Annotated in this window: 23 protein-coding genes and 1 pseudogene; 6 read left to right on the top strand and 18 right to left on the bottom strand. The window is 42.6% G+C overall.

Annotated elements, in window-relative coordinates:
• Positions 1 to 46: 46 nt before the first annotated feature.
• Positions 47 to 877, top strand: a complete 831-nt coding sequence (locus tag OGM16_02505) for a hypothetical protein (GenBank protein ID UYJ47166.1) — start codon at positions 47 to 49, stop codon at positions 875 to 877.
• A 30-nt stretch (positions 878 to 907) separates the two neighbouring features.
• A complete protein-coding gene (locus OGM16_02510; GenBank protein UYJ47167.1) occupies positions 908 to 1,804 on the top strand; it encodes a transposase in 897 nt (298 codons plus the stop codon).
• A 115-nt stretch (positions 1,805 to 1,919) separates the two neighbouring features.
• Here the strand turns inward: OGM16_02510 and OGM16_02515 are convergent, their stop codons facing one another.
• The 11 genes and pseudogenes from OGM16_02515 to OGM16_02565 form a co-directional block, all read right to left on the bottom strand.
• On the bottom strand, positions 1,920 to 2,954 hold the full coding sequence (locus OGM16_02515) for an aminotransferase class I/II-fold pyridoxal phosphate-dependent enzyme (protein UYJ47168.1): 1,035 nt from the start codon (positions 2,952 to 2,954) through the stop codon (positions 1,920 to 1,922).
• 202 nt (positions 2,955 to 3,156) lie between these two features.
• Positions 3,157 to 4,833, bottom strand: coding sequence for an ATP-binding protein (locus OGM16_02520; protein ID UYJ47169.1), 1,677 nt, complete (start codon positions 4,831 to 4,833; stop codon positions 3,157 to 3,159).
• A gap of 38 nt (positions 4,834 to 4,871) precedes the next feature.
• Complete coding sequence (locus OGM16_02525; protein UYJ47170.1) at positions 4,872 to 5,198, bottom strand: type II toxin-antitoxin system RelE/ParE family toxin; 327 nt, start codon at positions 5,196 to 5,198, stop codon at positions 4,872 to 4,874.
• Positions 5,199 to 5,200: 2 nt separating this feature from the next.
• Complete coding sequence (locus OGM16_02530) at positions 5,201 to 5,470, bottom strand: prevent-host-death protein (GenBank protein UYJ47171.1); 270 nt, start codon at positions 5,468 to 5,470, stop codon at positions 5,201 to 5,203.
• A 185-nt stretch (positions 5,471 to 5,655) separates the two neighbouring features.
• Positions 5,656 to 5,886, bottom strand: a pseudogene (locus OGM16_02535) (ISNCY family transposase).
• A gap of 112 nt (positions 5,887 to 5,998) precedes the next feature.
• Positions 5,999 to 6,871 (bottom strand): N-carbamoylputrescine amidase, encoded by an 873-nt coding sequence (gene aguB, locus OGM16_02540; GenBank protein ID UYJ47172.1) that lies wholly within the window; start codon positions 6,869 to 6,871, stop codon positions 5,999 to 6,001.
• A gap of 134 nt (positions 6,872 to 7,005) precedes the next feature.
• The gene (gene aguA, locus OGM16_02545) at positions 7,006 to 8,148 is read right to left on the bottom strand and encodes an agmatine deiminase (protein UYJ48376.1); all 1,143 of its coding nucleotides are present in this window, start codon (positions 8,146 to 8,148) and stop codon (positions 7,006 to 7,008) included.
• A 35-nt stretch (positions 8,149 to 8,183) separates the two neighbouring features.
• The gene (gene nspC, locus OGM16_02550; protein ID UYJ47173.1) at positions 8,184 to 9,323 is read right to left on the bottom strand and encodes a carboxynorspermidine decarboxylase; all 1,140 of its coding nucleotides are present in this window, start codon (positions 9,321 to 9,323) and stop codon (positions 8,184 to 8,186) included.
• 12 nt (positions 9,324 to 9,335) lie between these two features.
• Complete coding sequence (locus OGM16_02555; GenBank protein ID UYJ47174.1) at positions 9,336 to 10,595, bottom strand: saccharopine dehydrogenase family protein; 1,260 nt, start codon at positions 10,593 to 10,595, stop codon at positions 9,336 to 9,338.
• A complete protein-coding gene (speE, locus tag OGM16_02560; GenBank protein ID UYJ47175.1) occupies positions 10,592 to 11,452 on the bottom strand; it encodes a polyamine aminopropyltransferase in 861 nt (286 codons plus the stop codon). Before speE ends, OGM16_02555 begins: the two co-directional genes overlap by 4 nt.
• A 37-nt stretch (positions 11,453 to 11,489) precedes the next feature.
• The gene (locus tag OGM16_02565) at positions 11,490 to 12,938 is read right to left on the bottom strand and encodes an aminotransferase class V-fold PLP-dependent enzyme (protein UYJ47176.1); all 1,449 of its coding nucleotides are present in this window, start codon (positions 12,936 to 12,938) and stop codon (positions 11,490 to 11,492) included.
• A gap of 697 nt (positions 12,939 to 13,635) precedes the next feature.
• Here OGM16_02565 and OGM16_02570 point away from each other — a divergent pair.
• The 4 genes from OGM16_02570 to OGM16_02585 all read left to right on the top strand — a co-directional run bounded on the left by OGM16_02570 (position 13,636) and on the right by OGM16_02585 (position 17,427).
• On the top strand, positions 13,636 to 14,268 hold the full coding sequence (locus tag OGM16_02570; protein UYJ47177.1) for a chromate transporter: 633 nt from the start codon (positions 13,636 to 13,638) through the stop codon (positions 14,266 to 14,268).
• Positions 14,265 to 14,855, top strand: coding sequence for a chromate transporter (locus OGM16_02575; GenBank protein ID UYJ47178.1), 591 nt, complete (start codon positions 14,265 to 14,267; stop codon positions 14,853 to 14,855). Before OGM16_02570 ends, OGM16_02575 begins: the two co-directional genes overlap by 4 nt.
• 96 nt (positions 14,856 to 14,951) lie before the next feature.
• Positions 14,952 to 15,269, top strand: coding sequence for a thioredoxin (gene trxA / locus OGM16_02580; protein UYJ47179.1), 318 nt, complete (start codon positions 14,952 to 14,954; stop codon positions 15,267 to 15,269).
• 253 nt (positions 15,270 to 15,522) lie between these two features.
• On the top strand, positions 15,523 to 17,427 hold the full coding sequence (locus tag OGM16_02585) for a sensor domain-containing diguanylate cyclase (protein ID UYJ47180.1): 1,905 nt from the start codon (positions 15,523 to 15,525) through the stop codon (positions 17,425 to 17,427).
• A 23-nt stretch (positions 17,428 to 17,450) separates the two neighbouring features.
• Here the strand turns inward: OGM16_02585 and OGM16_02590 are convergent, their stop codons facing one another.
• The 7 genes from OGM16_02590 to OGM16_02620 all read right to left on the bottom strand — a co-directional run bounded on the left by OGM16_02590 (position 17,451) and on the right by OGM16_02620 (position 23,497).
• Entirely contained in the window at positions 17,451 to 17,948 is a 498-nt protein-coding gene (locus tag OGM16_02590) for an EAL domain-containing protein (protein ID UYJ47181.1), read from the bottom strand.
• Positions 17,945 to 18,322, bottom strand: coding sequence for an EAL domain-containing protein (locus OGM16_02595; protein ID UYJ47182.1), 378 nt, complete (start codon positions 18,320 to 18,322; stop codon positions 17,945 to 17,947). The genes OGM16_02590 and OGM16_02595 overlap by 4 nt, the downstream gene beginning before the upstream one ends.
• 68 nt (positions 18,323 to 18,390) lie before the next feature.
• Complete coding sequence (locus OGM16_02600) at positions 18,391 to 19,281, bottom strand: diguanylate cyclase (protein UYJ47183.1); 891 nt, start codon at positions 19,279 to 19,281, stop codon at positions 18,391 to 18,393.
• The gene (locus OGM16_02605; GenBank protein UYJ47184.1) at positions 19,268 to 20,005 is read right to left on the bottom strand and encodes a GGDEF domain-containing protein; all 738 of its coding nucleotides are present in this window, start codon (positions 20,003 to 20,005) and stop codon (positions 19,268 to 19,270) included. The genes OGM16_02600 and OGM16_02605 overlap by 14 nt, the downstream gene beginning before the upstream one ends.
• A 132-nt stretch (positions 20,006 to 20,137) precedes the next feature.
• Positions 20,138 to 20,959, bottom strand: coding sequence for a hypothetical protein (locus tag OGM16_02610; GenBank protein UYJ47185.1), 822 nt, complete (start codon positions 20,957 to 20,959; stop codon positions 20,138 to 20,140).
• 161 nt (positions 20,960 to 21,120) lie between these two features.
• On the bottom strand, positions 21,121 to 21,783 hold the full coding sequence (locus tag OGM16_02615; protein UYJ47186.1) for a GntR family transcriptional regulator: 663 nt from the start codon (positions 21,781 to 21,783) through the stop codon (positions 21,121 to 21,123).
• 289 nt (positions 21,784 to 22,072) lie between these two features.
• Positions 22,073 to 23,497 (bottom strand): amino acid permease, encoded by a 1,425-nt coding sequence (locus OGM16_02620; GenBank protein UYJ47187.1) that lies wholly within the window; start codon positions 23,495 to 23,497, stop codon positions 22,073 to 22,075.
• Between the last annotated feature and the right edge of the window lie 123 nt (positions 23,498 to 23,620).

Here is a 23,620-nt window from a genome sequence, read left to right on the forward strand (position 1 = left end):
TGTTGTATAATAATAGCACTACATAGTACTCTGCCAGGAGGGGCATATGGCATACTATTTACGACAGGATAAAAAGAAAAAAGGAACTTATCTGCAGATGTATGAAAGTTACTGGGACAAAGAAAAAAAGCAGCCTCGTTCAAGAAATATCGAAAGCTTTGGATATGTCTCCGATCTCATTTCCAATGAGATTCCAGACCCGGTTTCTTATTACCAGAAATATGTGGAGAAAAAGAACAGAGAACACGCAGACTCTGTTGCTGATCAAACACGCCCCCGGGCATTCACTGCCCAGCTTGAAAAAAACATCGGATACTTTCTTGCTTCCTCTCTTCTTTCGGAACTGAATGTAAGAGAAACGATCGATATCCTTGCATCACAAAAAAGATTCCAGTTTGACCTTTATGACATGATCGCACAACTGATCTATGCACGGATCCTTTACCCTTGCTCAAAATCCAAAACGGCATCTACCGTATTCCCATATCTTTATCATGGTGTTCCTATTTCTGAAGATCAGATTTACGATGGCTGTGCGTTTATCGGAGAATCTTATAAAAAATATATCGAGCTGTTCAACCATTGTTATGAAGAGCATTACAAGCGTAACTTCAGCAGTGTTTTCTTTGACTGCACAAACTATTACTTTGAAATTGACCTTCCAAAGGAAGATAAACAAAAGGGACCTTCCAAGGAAAACAGGCATGGACCGATCATCGGGCAGGCCCTGCTTCTGGATGCGGATCTGGTTCCACTTGCGATGCAGATGTATCCAGGAAATGAGTCAGAGAAACCGTATATCCGGAAGATCATACAGGAAATGAAAGAACGTTATAAAGTAGCCGGAAAAACTGTTCAGGTCGCAGATAAAGGCTGAAACTGTGCCAGAAACATTTATGCTGCTGTTGTGGAAGCTCCGGACGGATATATTTTCTCAAAATCCATTCATGGAAAAGGACTGAGTGAAAAAGAAAAGCAGTGGCTACTTCTCGAAAATGATGCGAATGTCTATACGAACTATCGGGATAAAGACGGAAAGCTTCTATTTCGCTTAAAATCCTGTGTGGATACTTTTTCTTATAAATTCAGGGAATCGGATCCTGAAACTGGTAAGGAAAAAGAGATCTCTTTTCAGGTAAAAGAAAAACGCATTGTTTCCTACAATCCTTCCCTTGCACAGAAACAGAAAGCCGAGATCATGAAAATGGTGGACAAAGCCACCAACTATACCACTTACAAAAAAATGGCACGGGAGGATCTGGGGGATTCTGTCAAATATATAAAGATCACAAATACAGATAAAAACAGAAAAAACAGAAAGCCAGTCATTGAAATCAACCAGGCAAAGATTGAAGAAGATCTGAAATATGCAGGATATAATCTCCTGGTGACATCAGAATTGGACATGAACCCCCTGCAGGTATATCACACATACCACAACCTCTGGAAAATAGAAGAGTCCTTCCGTATCACCAAATCTTATCTGGACGCCCGGCCTGTTTATGTACAAAAAAAAGAAACAATCTATGGGCATTTTTTAATCTGCTACCTTAGTTTGTTTCTTTTAAGGATCCTGGAGATCAAATGTTTTAAAAACGAAATCAATTCCTATGATCTTGTAAATTTTATGCGTGACTTCAGGGTTGTTGACAAAGGCGATGGGACCTATATCAATATTTCCCAGAACCAAAGAATTAATGAAAATATCAAAAAACTGATCGGTTTAACCAATCTCGACGCACTGTACCTGACTGAAAAAGAGATTGAAAATATCTTTGAGTTCACCATGCTGGTTGATGACTGAGTACTATGTTTTGAGAGAAACGACGGAAGTTTTTATTCAAAAAATAGGAATCCTGCAAAATCATCTGTTTACAGGATTCCCATCTTCAATATTGCTCATATTTCTGTTTTAAACATCACAATGCCCTGATATCCCTGATCAGTCGGTCTTTTTCAGCTTCTGTTGTGGCCCAGCTGGTACAAAAACGCACTACCATGCTTCCATCCGCCAGATCCTGCAGATATTCAAAGGTGTACTCTTTTCCCAGTACCTCTGCCTGTTCTTTTGTAAGAACTACAAACAGCTGGTTTGTATAGCTTTCCACATATTCCCGGATTCCTTTTTCTTTAAAAGCAGCCTTGATCTCTAAGGCATAAGCATCTGCCTGGGCTGTCATTTTTTCGTAAGTGCCATCCTCTAACAGGCTGCAAAACTGCATGCCAAGAAGCCAGCCTTTCGCCATAACTGCTCCGTTCTGCTTCATATAAGTACGGAATTTCCGTGCCAGCTTCTTGTTAGTGATCACAAGAGCTTCCCCAAACAATGCGCCGCACTTAGTACCGCCTATGTAAAATACATCCGTCAGTTCTGCCAGTTTTTCCAGCGTCAGATCATTTTTTACAGAACCAAGACCGTATCCCAGTCTGGCCCCGTCTGCAAACAGGTACATTCCATACTCATCACATACTTTGCGGATCTCTCTTAATTCCTGTTCTGAATAAATGGTTCCCCATTCTGTAGGAAATGAAATATACACCATCTTCGGCTCGCAGATATAGTTTGGCTCACCGCTATTGTAATAAGAAGCTGCCACCTCCCGGATCTGCTCTGCGCTGATCTTTCCGTCTGTTGAGGGAAGAGGCACCAGCTTGTGTCCGGTATTTTCAATAGAACCTGCTTCATGGGCATATACATGGCCACTGTCCGGACAGATCACGCTCTGGATAGGGCTTAAAGCTGCCGCATGGACAATGAAGTTAGCCTGTGTAGCTCCCGGCAAAAAGTGGATAGCAGCTTCCGGTGCCTTACACTTTTCCCGGATCAGCTCTGTCGCCTTTTCACACCATGTATCTTCCCCATATCCATCATAACTTTCCCCATTGATCTGTGCCAGTTTCTCTAATATCTTTTTACATGCACCACGGTTGTAATCATTGTGTAAACGGATCATGTTTTTGAATTCTCCTTCTCATGTTTATGTGTACACAGAATTTTTTCTATAACTAATAATACCATGATGTTCGAGGATTGCGGGAATTGCATAGCAATGGAGCAATCCGGTTACATCAGTGAGTGACAAAATTTACTTTTGACACTCACATCATTTTATCATACCTACATCTTTATATCGGCATCTTTATTTTTTCAGATAACTACTTTAATTTTTCCCTTACCATGCAGCGTTTCTTGAAAAACGAAATCCCATAGCAGAGAACCTGATCATAGTCATCCTCATATTCCTTTGCATACATCCGATTGTCGATCTGCTGCAAAGCCGTATCGCAGTCCTTCTCCAGGTTTCCCAGGGTCTTCGTGTACTTCGCTTCGAAGATCGCGACGCGCGCATTGATGGGATCATAAACGACCACATCGCTTCGCCCTTCTCCATGCTCCTTATTGGAGTCCACCATATATCCAGCGCCTGTAAAAATGCCCGCGAGAAAAGCGTGGTAGAAGTCCTCCCGATAGTCATGGTAGCTGATCGTGCGTCGGAGCAGGGCATTCATTTCCCTGCTTATGCCTTCACTGTCACCACGCCAGACGGCATCAAACAGCGCATTTCGATTCCACTTCTTCGCGCTGTCATCAAACCATTTGATGACCGTTGTTTCGAAAATCTCGTTAATTTCTGCATTCGGAATCATGAGGGCTACCATACCGTCTGGAACTTCACCCTTATAATCCTCTTCCCGCGCCCGTGTTAAGTATCCCGTCAGATACAGTGTACTCCAGAGGTTATCTTCTGATGAATGGAGATAATCATAGGTCAGGTTTTCATCCACACGCTGGACGATGCAGCCGCCCGCCATCAGTGTCTCAAGCTTCTTTGTAATCGTACTGCCCGCATAATCGATAAAGGAACGGATGATGGCATTGTCACTTGTGTTTTTCCAGTAGCTCATCGGCTTCGCCTTCGGATTGTGCTGAAGCTCCAGCATATAATTCATGACATCCCACGGACAGTAGACATCGAAATCCCCGAAATGGTAGCCATCGTACCATTTCTTCATGTTCTCCGCCTGTTCCGTCATGTCAGCAGCTTTCAGCAGCTCATCAACCTCGCTCTGTACGAAGCCGAAATACTCGTTGAGACGAGAATTTGTGATCGTATCCGATACAAAATTATTGGTTCCCGTAAAGATGCTCTCTTTTGCAATCTTCAGACAGCCTGTCACGACAGCAAAACGAAGTGCCGGATTGTCTTTCAGGGCCTGCATCAATCCCTTCATAACATCAAGCATTTCATTATAGTAACCGTTGTTGTTCGCTTTCGCGACAGGGACATCGTACTCATCTATAAGAAGAATGACAGGCTTTTCATAATGCTGCTGCATCATCCTGGTAAGCAACATCAAGCTTCCTTTCATGTCCTTCATGGAAGCCTGTCCCCATTCCAGCTGTTTCGCGATCTCCTTATCACTGGTGCCGATTCTGTCGCTGTCCAGCAGATAGCGATGCTCTTTATATAGTTCTGAGATAACCCATGTAAGCATATCGTATGCTCCGGCGAAGTTAAGGCCATCTACCTGTCGAAACGAAACAAAAACCGTCGGATACTGGTTCATCCACGCATCGCACAGTGCCCGGTTTTCCGAAATCTCTAACCCTTCAAATAACGCTCTGCTGTCCTTTCGGATATCGAAGAAGCTTTCCAGCATACTCATGCCCAACGTCTTTCCAAAGCGCCGAGGACGGGTAATCCACGTTACTTCCGTGCCTCTCCTGTTGAGCAGCTCTCTGATCAGCCCCGATTTATCGATGTAGTAATACCCGTTTTTACGAATTTCTTCAAAGTCTGAAACTCCAACAGGGATATTCATTTCTTTCATCTCTGCTGCTCCTTTCGTCGTAATTGCTTTTTTAGCCATTAATTGCGGTCAGCCGAATTATCCCCAAACAATGTTTGCATATAATCCCTTTTCTCGTAAATAATTCTGATCACTTCGATATAATCATCTTTTATTCTATAAAATGCCATGTACTTTTTTAAAACTATAAAATAAAATCCCGTAAATAAGCCTTTATATCGGAGTGGTATACCCGATGTCGGAATTTGCTTTTTTTTGGTAATCGTGTCTATAAAATCTTTTATATATTTATCCGCTATATCGTAACTTTTTGAAGCCTGATATACCTCATCCCATACAGAATCCATATCCCGCATAGCCTGTGGCGTATATCTTAACAGATACATGGTCAGTCCTCGTTTCTTTTGTTAATGAAATGACTTTTTAATTCTTCCTCCGAAACCCAATCTTCGTCTTCTGCGGAGCGAAGTCCTGCATTCAGTTCACACATCAGTTGTATCATTGCTTCTGCTTTCTGAAAGTTTTCTTCGTCCTTTATGTCACGTATGCTATAAGCGCCGCGGCCATTTCTTGTCAAGTAAACCGGAGAGCCGATACGAACTTTTTCAAGAACATTTCCATAATTTCTTAAATCCGATACTGATGTTATTGTAGGCATAAAGTACACTCCTTTCGATATATTTGTAGAACCATTATACTATTTTTTTGTATTATTCTCAATATTCTTTCGACATATTTATCGAAAGTCGATTTCACAGGTTAATATTTTCGGGTTTTCAGGTAAAATAAAGAGGCCGATTGCTCGACCTCTGTTTCTGTCACATATCAGTATCAGTCATACCGGTTATGGGATTTCTTAAAAACCTTCAACTGTTTAATAATACGATTTGCATACTTAGGATTATTTTCCGTAACCCATGTTTCAATACCGGAGGTATCAAAGATAGTCATGCCAGCAAGATCAGGATTCCGTTTTTGGCATATCGGTTCGGTCAGATTTACAAGATGGTCGAACATAGATTGTAAGTCCGATAAGAAATCCTGTTTAAAGCGGGTAAATTTAGAAGCATCTGGTGCAAGCTTGCTTGCAGAGGATTTGTGACCCTGGGACCCGCCAAAAACATGAGTAAGAAGCCATTTTTTGAAGAAAAATACCTTTTGACCCCAACATCTTCCATTTCTATGTTTACATCAGTTTCCCATACATTTCAGGCCGTCTGTCCCGGAAAAGTCCCCAGGAAAGGCGGTCTTCCATCAGCTGGTCCAGGTCAAAGGTAGCTGCGATAAAACCTTCTTCCTGTCTTCCCATGGATACCTGTACCTCGCCACAGCCGTCTGTGATAAAAGATGATCCGTAGAATACCAGGGAAGAACTCTGTCCTGCATTTTCTGCACATGGCTCTACCCGTTCCTCGCCTACCCGGTTCGCTGCAATTACAGGCACCAGATTAGAGGCGCTATGTCCCTGCATACATCTTCTCCAGTGAGGCATACTGTCTGTAGAAAGGATGGGTTCACTGCCAATGGCCGTTGGATACAGAAGGATTTCTGCGCCTTCCACTGCCATAGCTCTGGCAGTCTCCGGAAACCACTGGTCCCAACAGATGCCAACACCCACTTTTCCGTAAGCTGTATCAAATACCTTAAAACCAGTATCTCCCGGTGTAAAATAAAATTTTTCCTGATAAAAATGATCATCTGGGATATGGGTTTTCCGGTAAACTCCCAGAATGGAACCGTCTGCATCGATCATGGCAACGGAATTAAACAGCCGGTTTACATCTCTTTCATAAAAACTGATTGGGATCACTACCTGCAGGCTGGCGCAAACTCTCTGGAAATAGCGCACTGCCGGATTTTCCATCACCGGCGTGGCAAACTGATAGTAATCATATCTGCGCTCCTGGCAGAAATACTGGCGTTCAAACAGCTCCGGAAGAAGGATCACCTGCGCTCCTTCTGCTGCTGCCTGACGTACCAGAACCTCTGCTTTTTCTATGTTTTCTGCTACATTTCTGCTGCAGCACATCTGAACTGCGGCACATCTTACGTTTCTCACTTGCTGTTTCTCCTTCTTTCCTTCGATCTGACATTCCTGTTTATGTTTGATCCGTTGTTTTTCCAACATTCAAAAGATTCTCACCATTTTTACATCAGTTGACAATTTTTTCTGTTACCGCGGGCTGTCACACCTTATTTCCCAATGCCAGAAGGTATCTGCTGTGTAATGCAGTGGATATTTCCGCCCCCTATAATGATCGCCCGGGCGTCAATAGGGCAGATCCTGCGCTCAGGGAACAGCTTTCCTAAAATATCACAGGCCAGCTTATCATGTTTATCCTGAAACTGTGGAACCAGAACTGCTTCATTTGCAATATAGAAATTTACATAGCTGGCTGCCAGCCGTTCTCCTGCTTCTCTGGTATCTTCTCCCGGCTCAAACATAAGCCCTTTTAAGTCTTGTTCCTGGATACATACCGGCTTCTCAGGAATTGGCAGCTTATGTATCATAAACTTTCTGCCCTTTGCATCTGTTTCATTTTCCAGAATCTGGTAATCTTCTATAGAAAGAGCATACTGGGGATCCTCTTTCTCATCTGTCCAGGCTAAAACAACTTCTCCCGGCTTTACAAAGGCGCACACATTATCTATGTGTTCATTAGTCTCATCCTGCCATATGCCATTTTTCAGCCAGATGACCTTTTCTGCTCCCAGATATTCACAAAGCTTCTTTTCAATCTCTTCTTTTGTAAGATGGGGGTTTCTTCCGGGACTTAGGAGGCATGCCTCTGTTACTAATAAAGTTCCTTCCCCGTCACTGTGGATGGAACCGCCTTCCAGCACAAAATCACCGACATCATACACCGGATAATCAAGGGCATCGCAGATTGCCTCTGCTGCAGCATCGTCCTTTTCCCAGCTTGCATAAAGGCCATCCACTTCTCCACCCCAGGCATTAAAACGCCAGTTTATGCCACGAACTTCCTTTCTGGCATTTTTAACAAAGGTAGGTCCTACATCCCTTGCCCAGGCATCGTCCGTTTCTATAGGCAAAATATGGATCTTTTCTGACTTTCCGGAAAAAGCTGCCTTTGCAGACTCCAAGGAAGAAGGTCCTGCTAACATGTAAACCTCTTCTCCTTCTGCTATAGCCTCTGCGATTTTTGCAAAGGCTTTTCTGGCATCCTTTGCCCCATAGGCCCAGGAGCCGGGACGTTCCGGCCAGATTATAATGGTTCCTTTGTGTGGTTCAAACTCTCCCGGCATGTGAAATCCATCTGCTGCCGGCAGTGTTTTTAGTCTTTCTACCTGAACTGTTTTATCTGCTTGATCCATTTCAGCGGTCATATCTGTCTTTTCCACCATCACCATTATGCCAGTCTCCCCTTAAAATCTCCATATCCAAAAGTACGGATAAGTTCACAGTCTCCGTCTTCTTTCATTACAGCGATCCCCGGAAGCGGGATCCCATTAAAAGTATTATTTTTCACCATGGAATAAATGGCCATATCCTGAAAATACAGCTTATCTCCCACATGGATCTGTTTATCAAAGGAATAATCCCCGATCACATCTCCCGCCAGACAAGTGCAGGAGGAAAGACGGTAGGTAAATGCTTTTTCCCCCGCATTTCCACTATCCTTTAATGGCGGCCGGTATGGCATTTCCAGCACATCCGGCATATGACAGGCAGCAGAGGCATCTAAGATCAGCACAGACAGCCCGTTTTCCACAATATCCATTACCTCTGTCACCAGATAACCGGCATTTAATGCAATGGCTTCTCCCGGCTCCATATATACCTCCACTCCATAAGTGTCTCTTATATGTTTGATGCATTTTATAAGCAGTTTTCTGTCATAGTCATCTCTTGTAATATGATGACCACCACCCATATTCAGCCATTTTATCTTAGAAAGCCATGGGCCAAAGTTTTCTTCCACTGCTTCCAGGGTTTTAGCCAGATCATCTGCGTTCTGCTCGCAGAGAGTATGGAAATGGAGACCATCCAGAGCATCAAAAAGCTCTGGTTCTGCCTCTATTTCCCGTACAAACACCTCTTTTGTAACTCCCAGACGGGAACCGGGAGCACAGGGGTCATAAATTGCATGATCCCCCTGAGTGGAGCATTCCGGATTAATACGCAGTCCCAGGCTTTTCCCTGAAACAACGTCTTTATGACGGCGAAGCTGGGCAAAGGAATTAAAGATAATATGGTCGCATATCTCTCCCAGCTCTTTTATATCCGCATCCTTGTAAGCCGGGGCAAAAACATGGTTTTCCTTTCCCATTTCTTCTTTTCCAAGTCTTGCCTCATACAGACCACTGGCTGTCGTGCCGTCCAGATACCGGCCGATCAGAGGATATTCATAAAAACATGAAAAAGCTTTCTGGGCAAGAAGAATCTTGCAGCCGGCTTCTTCCCGGATTTCTTTTAAAATCTGTAAATTTTCTTTCAGTTTCTTCTCATCGATCACATAACAGGGAGTGGGAAGCTGATCCATTCTCATTTTTTGTTCTCCCTATTCTACGATCTGAGGATCTTCGCATACCTGCCATGGAAGTCCCCACTTATTTAATGCATCCATAAATGGATCCGGATCAAATTCCTCTACATTAAATACGCCGTCCTTCTTCCATGCACCAGTAACTACCATCATAGCACCGATCATAGCCGGGACACCGGTAGTATAGGAGATTGCCTGGGAACCAACTTCTTTGTAGCATTCCTGGTGATCACATACATTATAAATGTAAATGGTCTTTTCTTTTCCGTCTTTCACACCGGTAAAAATACAGCCGATATTGGTCTTTCCTACAGTTCTTGGACCTAAGGAAGCCGGATCAGGCAGAAGGGCCTTTAAAAACTGGATCGGTACGATATCCTGTCCCTGGAACTGGATCGGAGAAGTAGAAAGCATTCCTACGTTTTCCAGACATTTCATATGGGTTAAGTAGCCCTGTCCAAAGGTCATAAAGAAACGGATCCGCTTTACACCAGGGATATTTTTTGCAAGAGACTCGATCTCTTCGTGATGAAGAAGATACATATCCTTCTTTCCTACTTCAGGGAAGTCATACTCTCTCTTGATCTCCATTGGCTCTGTTTCTACCCAATGGCCATTCTCCCAATAAGAGCCGTTTGCAGATACTTCACGTAAATTGATCTCAGGATTAAAGTTAGTCGCAAATGGATATCCATGATCTCCGCCGTTGCAGTCTAAAATGTCAATGGTATGAATCTCATCAAAATAATGTTTTAAAGCATAAGCAGAAAATACGCTGGTAACACCCGGATCAAATCCGCTTCCTAAAAGAGCGGTAAGACCAGCCTCTTTAAAACGTTCATTCAGATCCCACTGCCAGGAATAATCAAAGTATGCAGTAAAGCCTTTTTCCTTGCAGCGCTTTTCATAAATAGCTCTCCACTGTGGATCATCTGTATTTTCAGCCTCATAATTAGCTGTATCAATGTAATCCACACCTGTACGAAGACATGCTTCCATAATAGTAAGATCCTGATAAGGAAGTGCTACGTTTAATACTGCATCCGGCTTATAGGAACGGATCAGTGCCTCAAGTTCTTCTACCTTATCTGCATCCACCTGGGCAGTTGTGATCACTGTATCTGTTTTTCCTTCTAACTGTGCTTTTAAAGCATCACATTTTGATTTTGTGCGGCTTGCGATCATAAGTTCTGTAAATACACCACTGTTCTGGCAACACTTATGTACTGCTACGGAAGCTACGCCCCCACATCCAATTACCATTAATCTACTCATTTGTTATTTTCCTCCTCTTCTAACAGGTCCTCCACATATTTTGGCAGCATAAACGCGCCTGCATGGAGATTTGTTGTATAGTACCATGTTGGTATATGAAGCCCGTTCCATTTTTCCGCCTGAAGATCATTTAAAGGATGATACTTCTTTGAGGCAAAGCCAAACAGCCAGTAGCCTGACGGACAGGTAGGAATATGGGCCTGATATACGCGGCTTACAGGAAAGGAACGATATACCTTTCTGTGCATGCTGCGGCAGGCAGCTTCATCTTCATCATAAAATGGACTTCCATGCTGATACACCATGATCCCATCTTCCCGCAGTGCATTATAGCAACTGCCGTAGAACTCCTTGGTAAACAGACCTTCTGTATGTCCAAACGGATCTGTAGAGTCATTGATGATCAGGTCATAGCAGTTTTTCTTTCCCCGGAGAAAACGCAGTCCGTCATCGTAATATACATGGACCCGTTCCTCGTCTAATCCGCAGGCTACCTCCGGGAAGATCTCCCTGCACACATCTACAAACATTTTATCGGTTTCCACTACATCAATAGATTCAATTCCCGGATACTGGATCAGTTCTTTTGCCACACCGCCATCTCCGCCGCCAATGATCAGCACATTTTTCACGTTAGGATGGACAGCCATAGGCACATGTGTCACCATTTCATCATAGATAAATTCATCTTTTTCAGAAAATACGATTTCTCCATCCAAAGCTACAAATTTTCCAAACTCAGCAGATTCAAATACGTCGATCCGCTGATACTCACTTTCACCGGAAAACAGCTGACGGTCCACACGGACAGAAAGCTTTACATTTTCCGTATGAAACTCCGAATACCAAAGTTCCATTTTCTTCCTCCTGATGTTCTCCCACAGCGGGGGCAATTTATACTAAAACCATCAGCCGTTCGATCTTCGGATCTTCCGTTCCCTGCATGGAACATCCCTTTTCCTTTGCGTAAAGAATGTATTCCACAATCTCCTGGGTGATCACCTCGCCTGGCGCCAGGATCGGGATACCCGGTGGATAACACATAACAAATTCACCGCTGATCTTTCCTGCTGCCTGTGCAATGGGAAGAGATATCTTTTCCGCATAAAACGCCTTCTGTGGTGAACATTCTACCTTCGGTGAAATGTATTCCCCTGTAAGCATACCGGTCTTGTCTTTCCGGTAAAGCCGTTCAATATCTGCCAAAGCTCCCACTAAACGTTCAATATCCTGGATCCGGTCCCCAATAGAAATATACGCCAGAATGTTGCAGATATCTCCAAACTCAATCTGGATGTCATATTCATCTCTTAACAGATCATAAACCTCGATACCTGCCAGTCCGATCCCCAGTGTATACACAGAAAGCTTGGTCACATCAAAATCATAGACACTGGTACCATTGACCAGATCTTTTCCATATGCATAATAGCCGCCAATGGAATTGATCTCATTTCTGGCATATTCTGCCATCTGGATCACTTTCCCAAAGGATTCATCCCCCCGCAGTGCCAGGTTCCTTCTGGAAATATCCAGACTGGAGAGGAGAAGATAGGATGCACTGGTAGTCTGCGTCAGGTTAATGATCTGACGCACATAATCCTGGTTCATGCCCTTATTTAACAGAAGCATGGAGCTTTGTGTCAGGCTTCCTCCGGATTTGTGCATGGAAACAGCTGCCATATCTGCACCTGCTGCCATTGCATTTACCGGAAGGCCTTTTCCAAAGTACAAATGAGTTCCATGAGCTTCATCTGCCAGCACCTTCATTCCTTTTTCATGGGCCAGCTTTACGATGCCCCGCAGATCAGAGCAGATCCCGTAATAGGTGGGGTTATTTACCAGAACTGCTACAGCATCCGGATTTTCTTCAATCGCTTTTTCCACCTTATGAATGTCCATTCCAAGAGAGATCCCCAGATCTCCGTTTACTTCCGGATTTACATAAACCGGAACTGCCCCGCAAAGTACCAGGGCATTGATGGCGCTTTTATGTACATTTCTTGGCAGAATGATCTTATCTCCTGCTTTACAGACTGAAAGGATCATCCCCTGAACAGCTGAAGTGGTTCCTCCTACCATAAGAAATGCATGACTGGCACCAAAGGCCTCTGCTGCCAGTTCCTCTGCCTCCCGGATCACAGATACCGGATGGCACAGGTTATCCAAAGGTTTCATGGAATTTACATCTAATCCAACACATTTTTCCCCTAAAAGAGCTGCCAGCTCCGGGTTTCCCCGTCCTCTTTTGTGTCCCGGTACATCAAAGGGCACTACCCTTTTCTTTCTAAAACGCTCTAACGCCTCATAAATAGGCGCACGCTTTTGTGCTTCCAGGTCCATTTTACCGCCTCCTCATACTCGCCGTCCCTTTTATCCATAAAAGAATCCATAAAAAAACAGGTGACGGCATATTCCATCACCTGCTGTATGTGTTTTGTCTTTAAATGTCTCTGTCCTTTTAACAGGCAGAAAAAAAGTGACCCTACTTTCCCAGTTCTCCGCTCTGTTTTGCCAGAAGCTCTTATTGACCGTTTCACAAGTGACGTGCCTTTTTGCACTGATAAAATTACGCATACTGCGTATCGACTTATAAAATTTGGGCTCTTAACCCAATCAATAATGTGGTTTCCCACTTTCGGCTTCTGACCCGCCTGTCCGTCTGGGCTTAACTCAATATATTGAGTGGTCACACTTTTTAAATTAACATAGTCTTAACAAGCTGTCAAGATTTTTTTACGGTTCTTTCTTGACACAGATATGAAAGTATCTGCTTTTTTCAATCATATTACCAATCTCCCGTTAATTTTTACATTTACATCTTCATTTTCATGGCTTATAGTAAAAAAGAACTTAATGTCCTCTCGGAGGCTTTCCTGCACCTGCCTTTGTGGCCGATTTTCCGCCAGTCGCACCCGAATTTCATCACCGTACGCACCGCGTACGCTGATGAAATTTGGGCACAACTGACAAAAAATCTTCGCACAAAATCAGGCACAAAAAGATTCCGAGAGAACATCTTATCTTTCTGGAGGAAACCATGGAATTAAATATAAAAGGAGCCAGTAAGGGCCAGATTCTTAAAAAGCTCTTTCTCTCAACATTGTATCTCAGTGCCTTTACCTTTGGCGGCGGATACGTGATCGTTACTTTAATGAAAACAAAATTTGTGGACCAGTATCACTGGATCGATGAAGAAGAGATGCTGGATCTGGTGGCTATCGCCCAGTCCTGTCCCGGAGCAATCGCCGTAAACGGTGCCATTGTTGTTGGCTATAAACTGGCTGGCCTGACCGGTGTTTTATGCTCTGTGATTGCTACGGTAATACCACCTTTTGTCATTCTTTCTGCTATCTCATTCTGTTATGCGGCATTCCGTTCCAACCTGATCGTTGGGTGGATGTTAAATGGCATGCAGTCAGGTGTAGGGGCAGTTATTATGGAAGTCAGCTTTAGCATGGCATCCGGTATTGTAAAAGAAAAGCAATACCTGTCTATTTTTATTATGGCCGCAGCTTTTATTGCCAATTACTTTTATAAAGTCAGTGCCATTGTACTGATCCTGATCTGTATTGCCCTGGGTGTCGTCCTGACACTGTACCGGGAGAAAAAGGCCAAAAAAAACGACCGTAATACTTCCCAGGATAATGCACAGAAAGGAGGCACCTTATGATCTATTTACAGCTTTTTCTCAGTTTTCTTCAAATCGGTGCCTTCAGCTTCGGAGGCGGCTATGCTGCCATGCCTCTGATACAAAACCAGGTGGTCCAACTCCATCCATGGCTTTCCCAGTCAGAATTTACGGACCTGATCACCATTTCCCAGATGACACCGGGACCTATTGCCATCAATTCCGCTACCTTCGTAGGCACCCGTATTGCCGGAATGCCGGGGGCTTTGGCGGCTACTGCCGGCTGTGTTCTGCCATCCTGCATTTTAGTTACCTTACTGGCAAAGATCTATCTGAAATACCGGAATTTAAGCCTGCTCCAGGGCGTCCTTAAATCCCTGCGTCCAGCAGTTATCGCCATGATCGCAGCTGCCGGTGCAAGCATCCTGGTCAATGCTTTCTGGGGAGAATCAATTGCCTCCCTGACCGCAAGTCAACTTTTACCAAATATCAGCATTCGAGCCGTAGGCATTTTTACCGGCTCCCTGATCCTATTGGCCCGCTTTAAAATGAATCCCATCCATGTAATGCTTTTGTCGGGAGTGGCGGAAGTGGTGCTGCAGGTTATAGGTAACATATTTAATATTTAATTGAGAATTTTATTACATAATTTTCCCTCATTTTGTGGTATGATATAAGTGCTATAAAATTAAATGATCAAAATCAGATACAAGGAGGTTTTTTATATGACACTTACACATTTAACATCTGAAACATTTGACCAGGCAGTAAACGCTGGTGATGATCTGGTAGTAGTGGATTTCTTCGCTACATGGTGCGGTCCCTGTAAAATGCTGTCTCCAACTGTAGAAAAAATGGCAGAACTCCACCCGGAAGTTCATTTCTATAAAGTCGACATTGACGAAGACATGGATCTTGCAACCCGTTTTAAGGTAATGAGCGTACCAACTCTTCTCTATTTCAGAAGAGGCGTGGTTGCCAATAAGACCATTGGCGTTATCTCTGCTTCTGAAATGGAACAGGCGATTGCCAAAGCAAAGTAAAAAAGCAATCTTTAGCAGAGCTGTATAAAAGCAGCTCTGTTTTTTTCTGCATAAAACCACTGTCACTCTTCTTTTCACAATCGAAAAAAACACCAGAATATGATATACTTATGATACCAAAGGCAAAAGGTTATAAATCTGATGCAAGCATGCTTGCAGGAGGAATTTTGAACTTGAGACCCGCCAAAAACATGAGTAGGAAACCTGAAAACCAACAAGAAAAGCACCAACACGGAAGGAGGTTCCCATATTTATGAATAAAACACCCAAACTGTTTATACTGGCCGGAGCTGTTTTGGCATCCCTTTTTCTTTTCGTGAGCATTGTTTACAACAATTTTGTCCAAAAAAGTATTTATGAAGAAAATTCCCGTCACCTGCTGTCTACTTATGAGCAGGTAGACAAAACCTTTACTATGTTTGTCCAGTACAACTGGAATGCACTTTCTGACTGGAGCAATAATTTACAATACCTGGATGATACCGAAAATATGAAAACTCTCTGGTATGAATTTACCAGACGCAAGGATGCCTGGCAATATCAGGATTTTTATATGTTTAATGAGAACTGTGATTTTATAACTGCTGCAGGACGGGACGGAAATGCCCCAAATATACAGGGGATCTTTCTGGATATGTATGCAACCGGACAGCCTGTTATTTCCAGCTATATTGCAAGTGATTCCAACCGCCGGATCGTATTTGCACTTCCCATGGAGGTTCCATATACCATAAATGGCATAACCTATTCCGGACTTGCTGTCAGCTATAATAATGATGTGGTGGAAAAGCTGATCGCAGGTAATATTTATCAGGGACAAAGTGACTGCTACATCCTTACATCTGATGGCAACGTCCTCCTTTCCCTTGAACCCAAAACAGAATTTCTCCAGCACATATCTAATCTCTTTGATTTTTTAAATAACTATACGGATATGACAGAAACTGAAATAACTGACCTGAAAAAGAATATTAAGAATGTTTCTACCGGAAGTCTCCAGTGCCGTTATAACAAAAAAACTTATTATCTGGTATACGAGCCCACCGGGATCAATGACTGGACCATAGTGGGCATTATCCATAATGATGTTGTGGATGCCAGTATGCGCCGTATGCAGTTCATTACCATTGTCCTGATCCTGATTCTGAACGGATGTATCGCCCTGCTTCTTATAGGTACTGTTTTTGTCCTGATGGATTCCAGGCTGCGCATGAAAGAACATGAGCAAATGATCCTGCTAAAGCGCAAAGAGCTTACGGAACAGATGTTTTCAGGACTTGGAAGGATTGTTGACCGCTTTGCTGTAGGAGATTTAAAAAACAACCGCTATGAATATCATGAAAACCTGCTGAAGCATCCCATATATCCAGAAACCGGATACTATGATGATCTGGTTAAAAATATTTCCCGTCAGTATCTGGTGATGACTGATACAGAAAATAAAAAGATGAACCATCTCCTTACACCAGATTATCTGCGCTGTGTACTGAAAAAAGAGGATGATATCTTTAAAATTGAATACTACAACCGTTCCATTGATACATACCTGGTCATGCATGTTGTCCCTGTTGAATGGGATTCTGAACATGAACTGGAAAAAGTTATGCTTATCGCCCAGGATATCGGTCAGAAGCATGAGTTAGAAAACCTTGCCAACACCGACGGCCTTACTGGTTTATATAATGAGCGCTATTTTAACTCCATACTGCATAAAAAGGAACTTCAAAAGCTCCCTTTCATACTTTTCTATCTGGATCTGGACCATTTTAAATCTGTTAATGACACCTATGGTCATGACATGGGAGATAAGCTTTTAAAAGAAGCTGCCAACCGGCTTCAGTCCTGTATCCGCAGCAATGACTATGCCTTCCGCATCGGCGGTGATGAATTCAGCCTGGTAGTGTGTACTGAATTTGATGAAAGTCTCTGCTGCAGGATCAAGGAACAGATACAAAACCAGCTCTGCGCTCCTTTTGATATTGACGGAAAAACTCTGTATATTGGTTCCAGCTGCGGATATGCCGCCTATCCCAATGATGCATCTACTGCTAATGAGATCCGTATCCTTGCAGACCAGCGTATGTATGCGGAAAAGGAAAAACATCACATGTTCAGCAGTTTAAGCAGCTCATCCACTGGAAGTGGTCTGGAAAAATAATATCCCTGGATCATATCTACACCTCAGCTGCTTAACAGACTCATTTCCTCTTCTGTCTCTACTCCTTCTGAAACTATGCTGTAACCCATCCGGTGGAAGGTTTCAACAATACTCTGATAAAACATGGCACGTTTTTTATCATTACATATATCAAAAAGAAGGGTTCTGTCTATCTTGATGGCAGAAAATGGCAGTCTCATGACTGTATTCAGGTTTGCATATCCAGAACCAAAATCGTCCAGACACAGTCTGACCCCGACAGCCATAAACCCATCTATTACCATTCCTAATCCTGCGTTGTATTCTGTAGCAACCGTTTCTGTGATCTCAAACTGTATCCAGTCATGGTGGATATCCATATCATCCATCATACGGATAAAATGGCTGCTGCAGTCACTGCGCATCAGATCCAGGGAAGACAAATTTACTTTTATATTAAAGAGCTTCTTCATCAGATCCCGGTGTTCATTTATAAACATGCAGACGCGTTTAAATTGCAGATCTGTGATCTGTTCGATCATATGATTTTTTCTGCAATCTGTATAAAGACATCCGGTGCGATCCAGCCTAACTCCGGATGATGCAGACGGCTTAATGCTTCCAGTGTAACAAAATCATTTTTCTCTGTAGAATAAACCGGCTGATAATATACTTCAAAAAGATCCTGGGCAATAGCCGTGTGCAGATACTGCTCTACTTTTTTATTATATAAAAAGCCATCCATGGTCTGCTGATCATCCTGTATCACCTCTATCATGCCATTTTGCAAAGATAATGATTCCAGATACTCTTCATATTCCAGCATCAGCCCGCTGGTTCCAAGCTTTTGCCCATGGACGATCCCACTGAGGATCACAGGCGTTGCAGGTTTACTGCTGTCTGCATCCAACTGCATATCTGTTTCAAACCTCTTCTTTATCTGGGTAATATAATACTCACACTCCTGCAATGACATAGTCAGAACTAAAAAACGTTTTCCCGTAATACGGAAAACCCGGCTTCCACACAGTTCTTCCAGTTTTTTGCTGCAAGCTGCAGAATATGATCACCGCCTTCAACTCTGGCAACTTTATTGATATGCTTTAGCTGGTAAAGGTATATTGTGATGATATGGAAGGATTTTCCTGCTGCGATCAGTTCATCGCTCCTTCTGGTAAGGTAAAGGTGATTATATACTCCTGTAAGGCTGTCCCGGTTCGCATTTGGATTATTGATAGTAAGAAACAGAGCCAGTATTCCAAGACTCATGCCAAAACCTGTCATCAGCAGAGAGTAATGCAAAAGCTGGATCACTCCCCCGCATCCGCACAGGATCAGGATAACCAGGATCACCTTTATTTTCTGAGGGCCAAATTCTTTTCTCCATGAGGTAACAAGGATCAAAATCACTGCCAGATGGAAAAGGGCGCTGTAATACATCAGTCTATACCATGGTCCTTCCACATATCCGGCTGATACATCAAAATAAAACAGTTTTTCAGTAAAGGGATTGGTAAGCACAATACTGGCCAGTAAAATAGTTGCAAGACCCGCCAACAGCATCTTTTTCACCGAAATAAGCTTATTATCGTGCAATGTCATAATATAACAAAGAAGCGCATATGGAAGCAATGCCTGAAACAGATAAAAAATAGTTGTAGTCACCACTGCCGCCAGGCCAAAATCCCCATCTCCTGAAGTTATATAATAATTGCTTACTAATTCAGCGATCACATCCAGGATCCCAATAACTACAAAGAAAAGAAATACCCTGCTATTTAAATCCTCTGCCCTTTTCTGATCCAGGAAATTTCTCAAAACCAACAGCAATATGACCACTGCTGCGATCAGAAAATCTGCATTATACATCATCATAAATAGCCCCCTTCGTTTTTTGCAGCATGTGATCTGCCTGACGTTTCCAGTCACTTACTGTATTTCGTGTCCCATCCTCATTTTTCAGATAACCATATCCGAATTGTAAAGAAATATAATACCTGTTTTCCGTTTCCTTTTTAACTTCATTTTCAAGGAGGCATTCCAGCTCCTGCGGCTGTATCTGGAGGTCCATTACGATCACTGCAAACTCCGTACCACCATTGCGGAAACTTTCTATCTTATGCCTCTGGTCACTATCTGCTGCCTTTTGGATACACCGGGCTGTCTGGATCACTGATTCATCTCCTGTTTTCATTCCGTAGACATCGTTGATCTGTTTCAGTCCTGTTATCTCGATAAATAAAAACAATGCATTCTCAAGCCGGATCTTTCCTTCCTGGATCTCCTTTATGTATTTTTCAAATGCGTTCCTGTTTTTTAATCCAGTCATTCTGTCTTCCATTGACATTTTTTCATAAACCAGCTGCTCCATCCTGAACTGACTGTCCCTGGATGTTTTTTGCAGCAAATGCCAGAACAGGATTGATGTATACAAAAAGATTCCTGCCTGAAAGACCATATCATACCAGTAGATCGAATATACCCAGTACAAAATAAGGGCTGTCATACCGCTGACTCCCAATGTGGCAAATGCCAGCAGACAAACCAGAATTTCTTCCGCTTCATTTCTTTTGTATTCTTTCCACAGAAGACAGATCATGGATATAACCCCGGAAAACAGCATAATGTGTGTTAAAAACAGCATATACACAAATGGGATATGAAACAGGATATTGAGTATTCCCTGTAAAATGGCATTTCCATTAAGAAGGAAGATCCATACCTGCGGGACCTACCGTACTTTCTCACTTATTGTATTCTGCACAAACCAGAGCATTGGAACTGACATAAGAATAAATGCATAAAAAGAAAGAACCATCCCAACAGCGCCATGCTCTCCGTACATCTGATAAAAACCTGAGTCCAGGTAACACCACAAACCACAGATGAACATAAACAATGATGCATCCAGAAAACGCTTTTCAACAATATGATGGGCTTTCATATACCAGAAAACAATAGTAGAAACAATTCCCGTTCCCCACATTCCAAGGATCATGAGAAATGAAAATACAGATTCCTGGAAATGCTTTTGTGAAACTGCCGGACAGCTTCCTAAAACAGGTGCCTGTATATAAAGGGAGGCTCTGTTATTGCTTTCATAAACAAGGCAGACCGGCTCTTTTCCTGTATCTTCTGCCAGCCACACATCTGCCCACATTTTTCCCTTCATCTGGTCATTCTTTAAAAAATCGTTTTCTTCATACCAGAACAGACACTGTTTTCCCATCCACACTTCCGGCTGATCCTGAAGACCGTTTATTGACAGGACCTTATTTTTATCTTCCGGAGTCAGTGTATTATTATAAAGCATGATCTTTCCATCCTGATCTGCCTTAACCATGGCAGGAAGATCAAGGGCCTCTTCTTTTTCATCTACTATCTGATACCAACCACTGCTGACAGAACGGATATCTGCCATTTCTCCATCTGCCCCTGAATTCCATAACATATGTATCAAAACCATCAGGATAAAAAATATACAGATCAAACCGGCCCATTCTGTTTTTTTCCATACATTGCTTTTTTCATGATCACTATTTTCCTCGCCCAAACAGACAATTCATCCCCCCTACTTAAAAAATTATAACAGAATCTATATTAATTGTCCCCATTTGCAGTGCTGGATTTCATTTTTCTATCAACGTAAAAAGCAGTAAAACCATATTGTTCTTTCCGGTTTCACTGCTTTTTTAATGCGTTATATGTCTTTATTTACTTTTCGTGCTTTTTTTCCACTTTCTGTATCAGCTTCTCCACGCTCCCAAGATAATGATCTGCAATAGCCTGTTCCACCTGGGCGGGAGTACCTGTTCTACAGGCACTTAACAGTTTTTCGTGGATGAGATACTGCCTTTTGATAACCTGATCACTGTCCACTGCCATATTATATCCCATTACAATATTTCCGTAGTTTAAGTCTTCCCAGGCTTTTTTAAGGCGCATAAAGCTTACAAGATCCAGGATCGCTTCATGGAACTCATTATCCAGTTCAAATACCTTTCGGTATTCTTCTTTATGAAGCTGCTTCATCTGCTCTAAAACCTGTTCCATTTTCTCAATGGTTTCCCGGGGAAAAGGAGCATTATACAGTCTTACTGCCATCATTTCATAGTTAGCACGCATGTAGTATATCTCATAAACATCATCCATGCCTATATGCTTTACTGAGCAGCCCACATTTCTGGAATATTCCACCATACCTTCCTGCTCCAGCTGACGCAGTGCTTCCCGCACCGGGCCACGGCTGATTCCAAATTCCGATGCCAGTTCCTGCTCTATGATCTTATCTCCCGGTTTCATGTCACCGTTTAAGATCTTCATCCTTATCTCGTCTGCTACATTTTCCCTTAAAGTCCGATAATCAAGCTTTCCCATAATACTCTGTAAGTCCCTAAAAAATTCCTAGTATAATCCACAATAATTATCCGCCCCTTTCACTTGTCTAAATTTCCATCTGCCGCGTCAGCTTCAATCGACGATGCTACCGGCATCGCCTCATTCAGCTTCCTTGCACATGAAAATTTATCCTGCGTGTAATGGATCGGTAATTATCGTGGATTATACTAGTACATTGTTTCGTAAATAAATGTACTAATCACTGTCATAAACATTAATACCAACATCTGTTGTTGGTTATTTTACCATAACGCGTTAAACAAGTAAACTAATTTTTCTGCTCCCTCTTTGCGATCTCAGGAAGGATCAGTCCTAAAGCAGTCAGTACAACCGGAGTAATAACATTTAATGCAAAGGTAAATGGATTTTTGTCATACATTCCAAGAAGACAGCTGGCTGCTGTTACTAAAAAGCACCAGATCCCGAAGAACTTTGCTACTGCCTGGTTCTTTACAAAACGATATTCTGCTGGAATACGGTCAATAGCACCTCTTAATGCAACATAGGCTACAAATACCCATAAGTAACGCATTGGCATACATACAGAATTTAACTTTGTCAGCTGGCGGAGAACTGCTGCTGCACCAGGTACAAAAGACTGTACCAGGATAATAGCACCGGAAAGCACAACTACCATTTTGATACCATTGCTGTATACGCCGCATTTGTTTTTCTTTCTTAATGCAGATGGGATAAACTGCTGGGTATTTTCATTGTCTAAAAGCATACGAAGCGGTGCGTCGATGCTTAATACCAGAACTGAAAACTGGCTGATCACATTACATAAAGCATAGATGATCAGGAAAGTATCACCAACATGATAATACTGTCCCAGCTTCTGGAATGCCCAGTAAGAACCATTTGCCACGTAGGCATTGAAAGTGTCTTCACTGCTGTTGATCACTGCCGGGTCAAACATACGGCTCATAGCCAGTGTACCAAGTATGGCACATATAACCACCATTCCAGCAAGTGCGATCATTCCCTTTGGGAAGCCCTTACTTGGATTTTCTACCTTGTTTACATAAGGTGATATCTTTTCACATCCGCCTACAGCAAATACCAGGATTGAAATGGAGGTAACATATCCCAGATTAAACTGCGGGATCATGTTTTTTAATGAAAAGTCTGCATGTGTATACTCAGCTGCCGGATTAATGGCAGGTGCAGCAAACATCATGACAATGTATAACAGGGACATAACGAAAGTTGTGGTTCCTGCAACAGTCAGCATTTTCTTTAATGGAGTTAAACCTCTGCTGGCTACATAACATCCAATAAGGAACACGATCAGTGTTGCCACCTGGATCATATGGGTTGGCAGAGTATCATAAGTTTCCGCATTGCGGAAGATGGCCCAGCTTAAAGCCTTTAAACCACCGCTGGATTTGCTGGCAATATAAGTGATGTGACATGCCCAGTAGGTCCAGCCTGCATAATAAGCTAATTTTGGTCCTGTAGTTTCATACAGCCAGCCGCTGACACCTCCGCCGGTTGCCTTAAAAGCAGAGCCCAGCTCACCTACCATCAATGCATATGGAATAAAATACAGGACAAACATCAGTAACCAGCTGAAAATAACCTGAACACCGTTAAAGTAAACGAAGCCATTTAAAATGTTGCCGAAGCTCCATACAGTTGAGAACGCCATTAACGCCAGGGCGTTCCATGAGATCTTGTTTTTGTCAGACATACCTCTTCTCCTTTTTTTCATTTTTTGGAACCAATATAGTCTACCTGTAATTTTGCTGATTGTAAATAGTTAATTGTAGATTGTTGACAATTTATGTCGTATTCTTACCTTTTAATATCACAT

This window comes from Lachnospiraceae bacterium (assembly GCA_025758065.1).
Taxonomy (GTDB): Bacteria; Bacillota; Clostridia; order Lachnospirales; family Lachnospiraceae; genus Enterocloster.

Bases quoted from the DNA above. Each gene is read 5' to 3' on its own strand.
- OGM16_02505 (UYJ47166.1), top strand. From the start codon at position 47: ATGGCATACTATTTACGACAGGATAAAAAGAAAAAAGGAACTTATCTG.
- OGM16_02515 (UYJ47168.1), bottom strand. From the start codon at position 2,954: ATGATCCGTTTACACAATGATTACAACCGTGGTGCATGTAAAAAGATA.
- OGM16_02520 (UYJ47169.1), bottom strand. From the start codon at position 4,833: ATGAAAGAAATGAATATCCCTGTTGGAGTTTCAGACTTTGAAGAAATT.
- OGM16_02525 (UYJ47170.1), bottom strand. From the start codon at position 5,198: ATGTATCTGTTAAGATATACGCCACAGGCTATGCGGGATATGGATTCT.
- OGM16_02530 (UYJ47171.1), bottom strand. From the start codon at position 5,470: ATGCCTACAATAACATCAGTATCGGATTTAAGAAATTATGGAAATGTT.
- aguA (UYJ48376.1), bottom strand. From the start codon at position 8,148: ATGGATCAAGCAGATAAAACAGTTCAGGTAGAAAGACTAAAAACACTG.
- nspC (UYJ47173.1), bottom strand. From the start codon at position 9,323: ATGAGAATGGATCAGCTTCCCACTCCCTGTTATGTGATCGATGAGAAG.
- OGM16_02555 (UYJ47174.1), bottom strand. From the start codon at position 10,595: ATGAGTAGATTAATGGTAATTGGATGTGGGGGCGTAGCTTCCGTAGCA.
- speE (UYJ47175.1), bottom strand. From the start codon at position 11,452: ATGGAACTTTGGTATTCGGAGTTTCATACGGAAAATGTAAAGCTTTCT.
- OGM16_02565 (UYJ47176.1), bottom strand. From the start codon at position 12,938: ATGGACCTGGAAGCACAAAAGCGTGCGCCTATTTATGAGGCGTTAGAG.
- OGM16_02570 (UYJ47177.1), top strand. From the start codon at position 13,636: ATGGAATTAAATATAAAAGGAGCCAGTAAGGGCCAGATTCTTAAAAAG.
- OGM16_02575 (UYJ47178.1), top strand. From the start codon at position 14,265: ATGATCTATTTACAGCTTTTTCTCAGTTTTCTTCAAATCGGTGCCTTC.
- trxA (UYJ47179.1), top strand. From the start codon at position 14,952: ATGACACTTACACATTTAACATCTGAAACATTTGACCAGGCAGTAAAC.
- OGM16_02585 (UYJ47180.1), top strand. From the start codon at position 15,523: ATGAATAAAACACCCAAACTGTTTATACTGGCCGGAGCTGTTTTGGCA.
- OGM16_02590 (UYJ47181.1), bottom strand. From the start codon at position 17,948: ATGATCGAACAGATCACAGATCTGCAATTTAAACGCGTCTGCATGTTT.
- OGM16_02595 (UYJ47182.1), bottom strand. From the start codon at position 18,322: ATGCAGTTGGATGCAGACAGCAGTAAACCTGCAACGCCTGTGATCCTC.
- OGM16_02600 (UYJ47183.1), bottom strand. From the start codon at position 19,281: ATGATGATGTATAATGCAGATTTTCTGATCGCAGCAGTGGTCATATTG.
- OGM16_02605 (UYJ47184.1), bottom strand. From the start codon at position 20,005: ATGATCTGTCTTCTGTGGAAAGAATACAAAAGAAATGAAGCGGAAGAA.
- OGM16_02615 (UYJ47186.1), bottom strand. From the start codon at position 21,783: ATGGGAAAGCTTGATTATCGGACTTTAAGGGAAAATGTAGCAGACGAG.
- OGM16_02620 (UYJ47187.1), bottom strand. From the start codon at position 23,497: ATGTCTGACAAAAACAAGATCTCATGGAACGCCCTGGCGTTAATGGCG.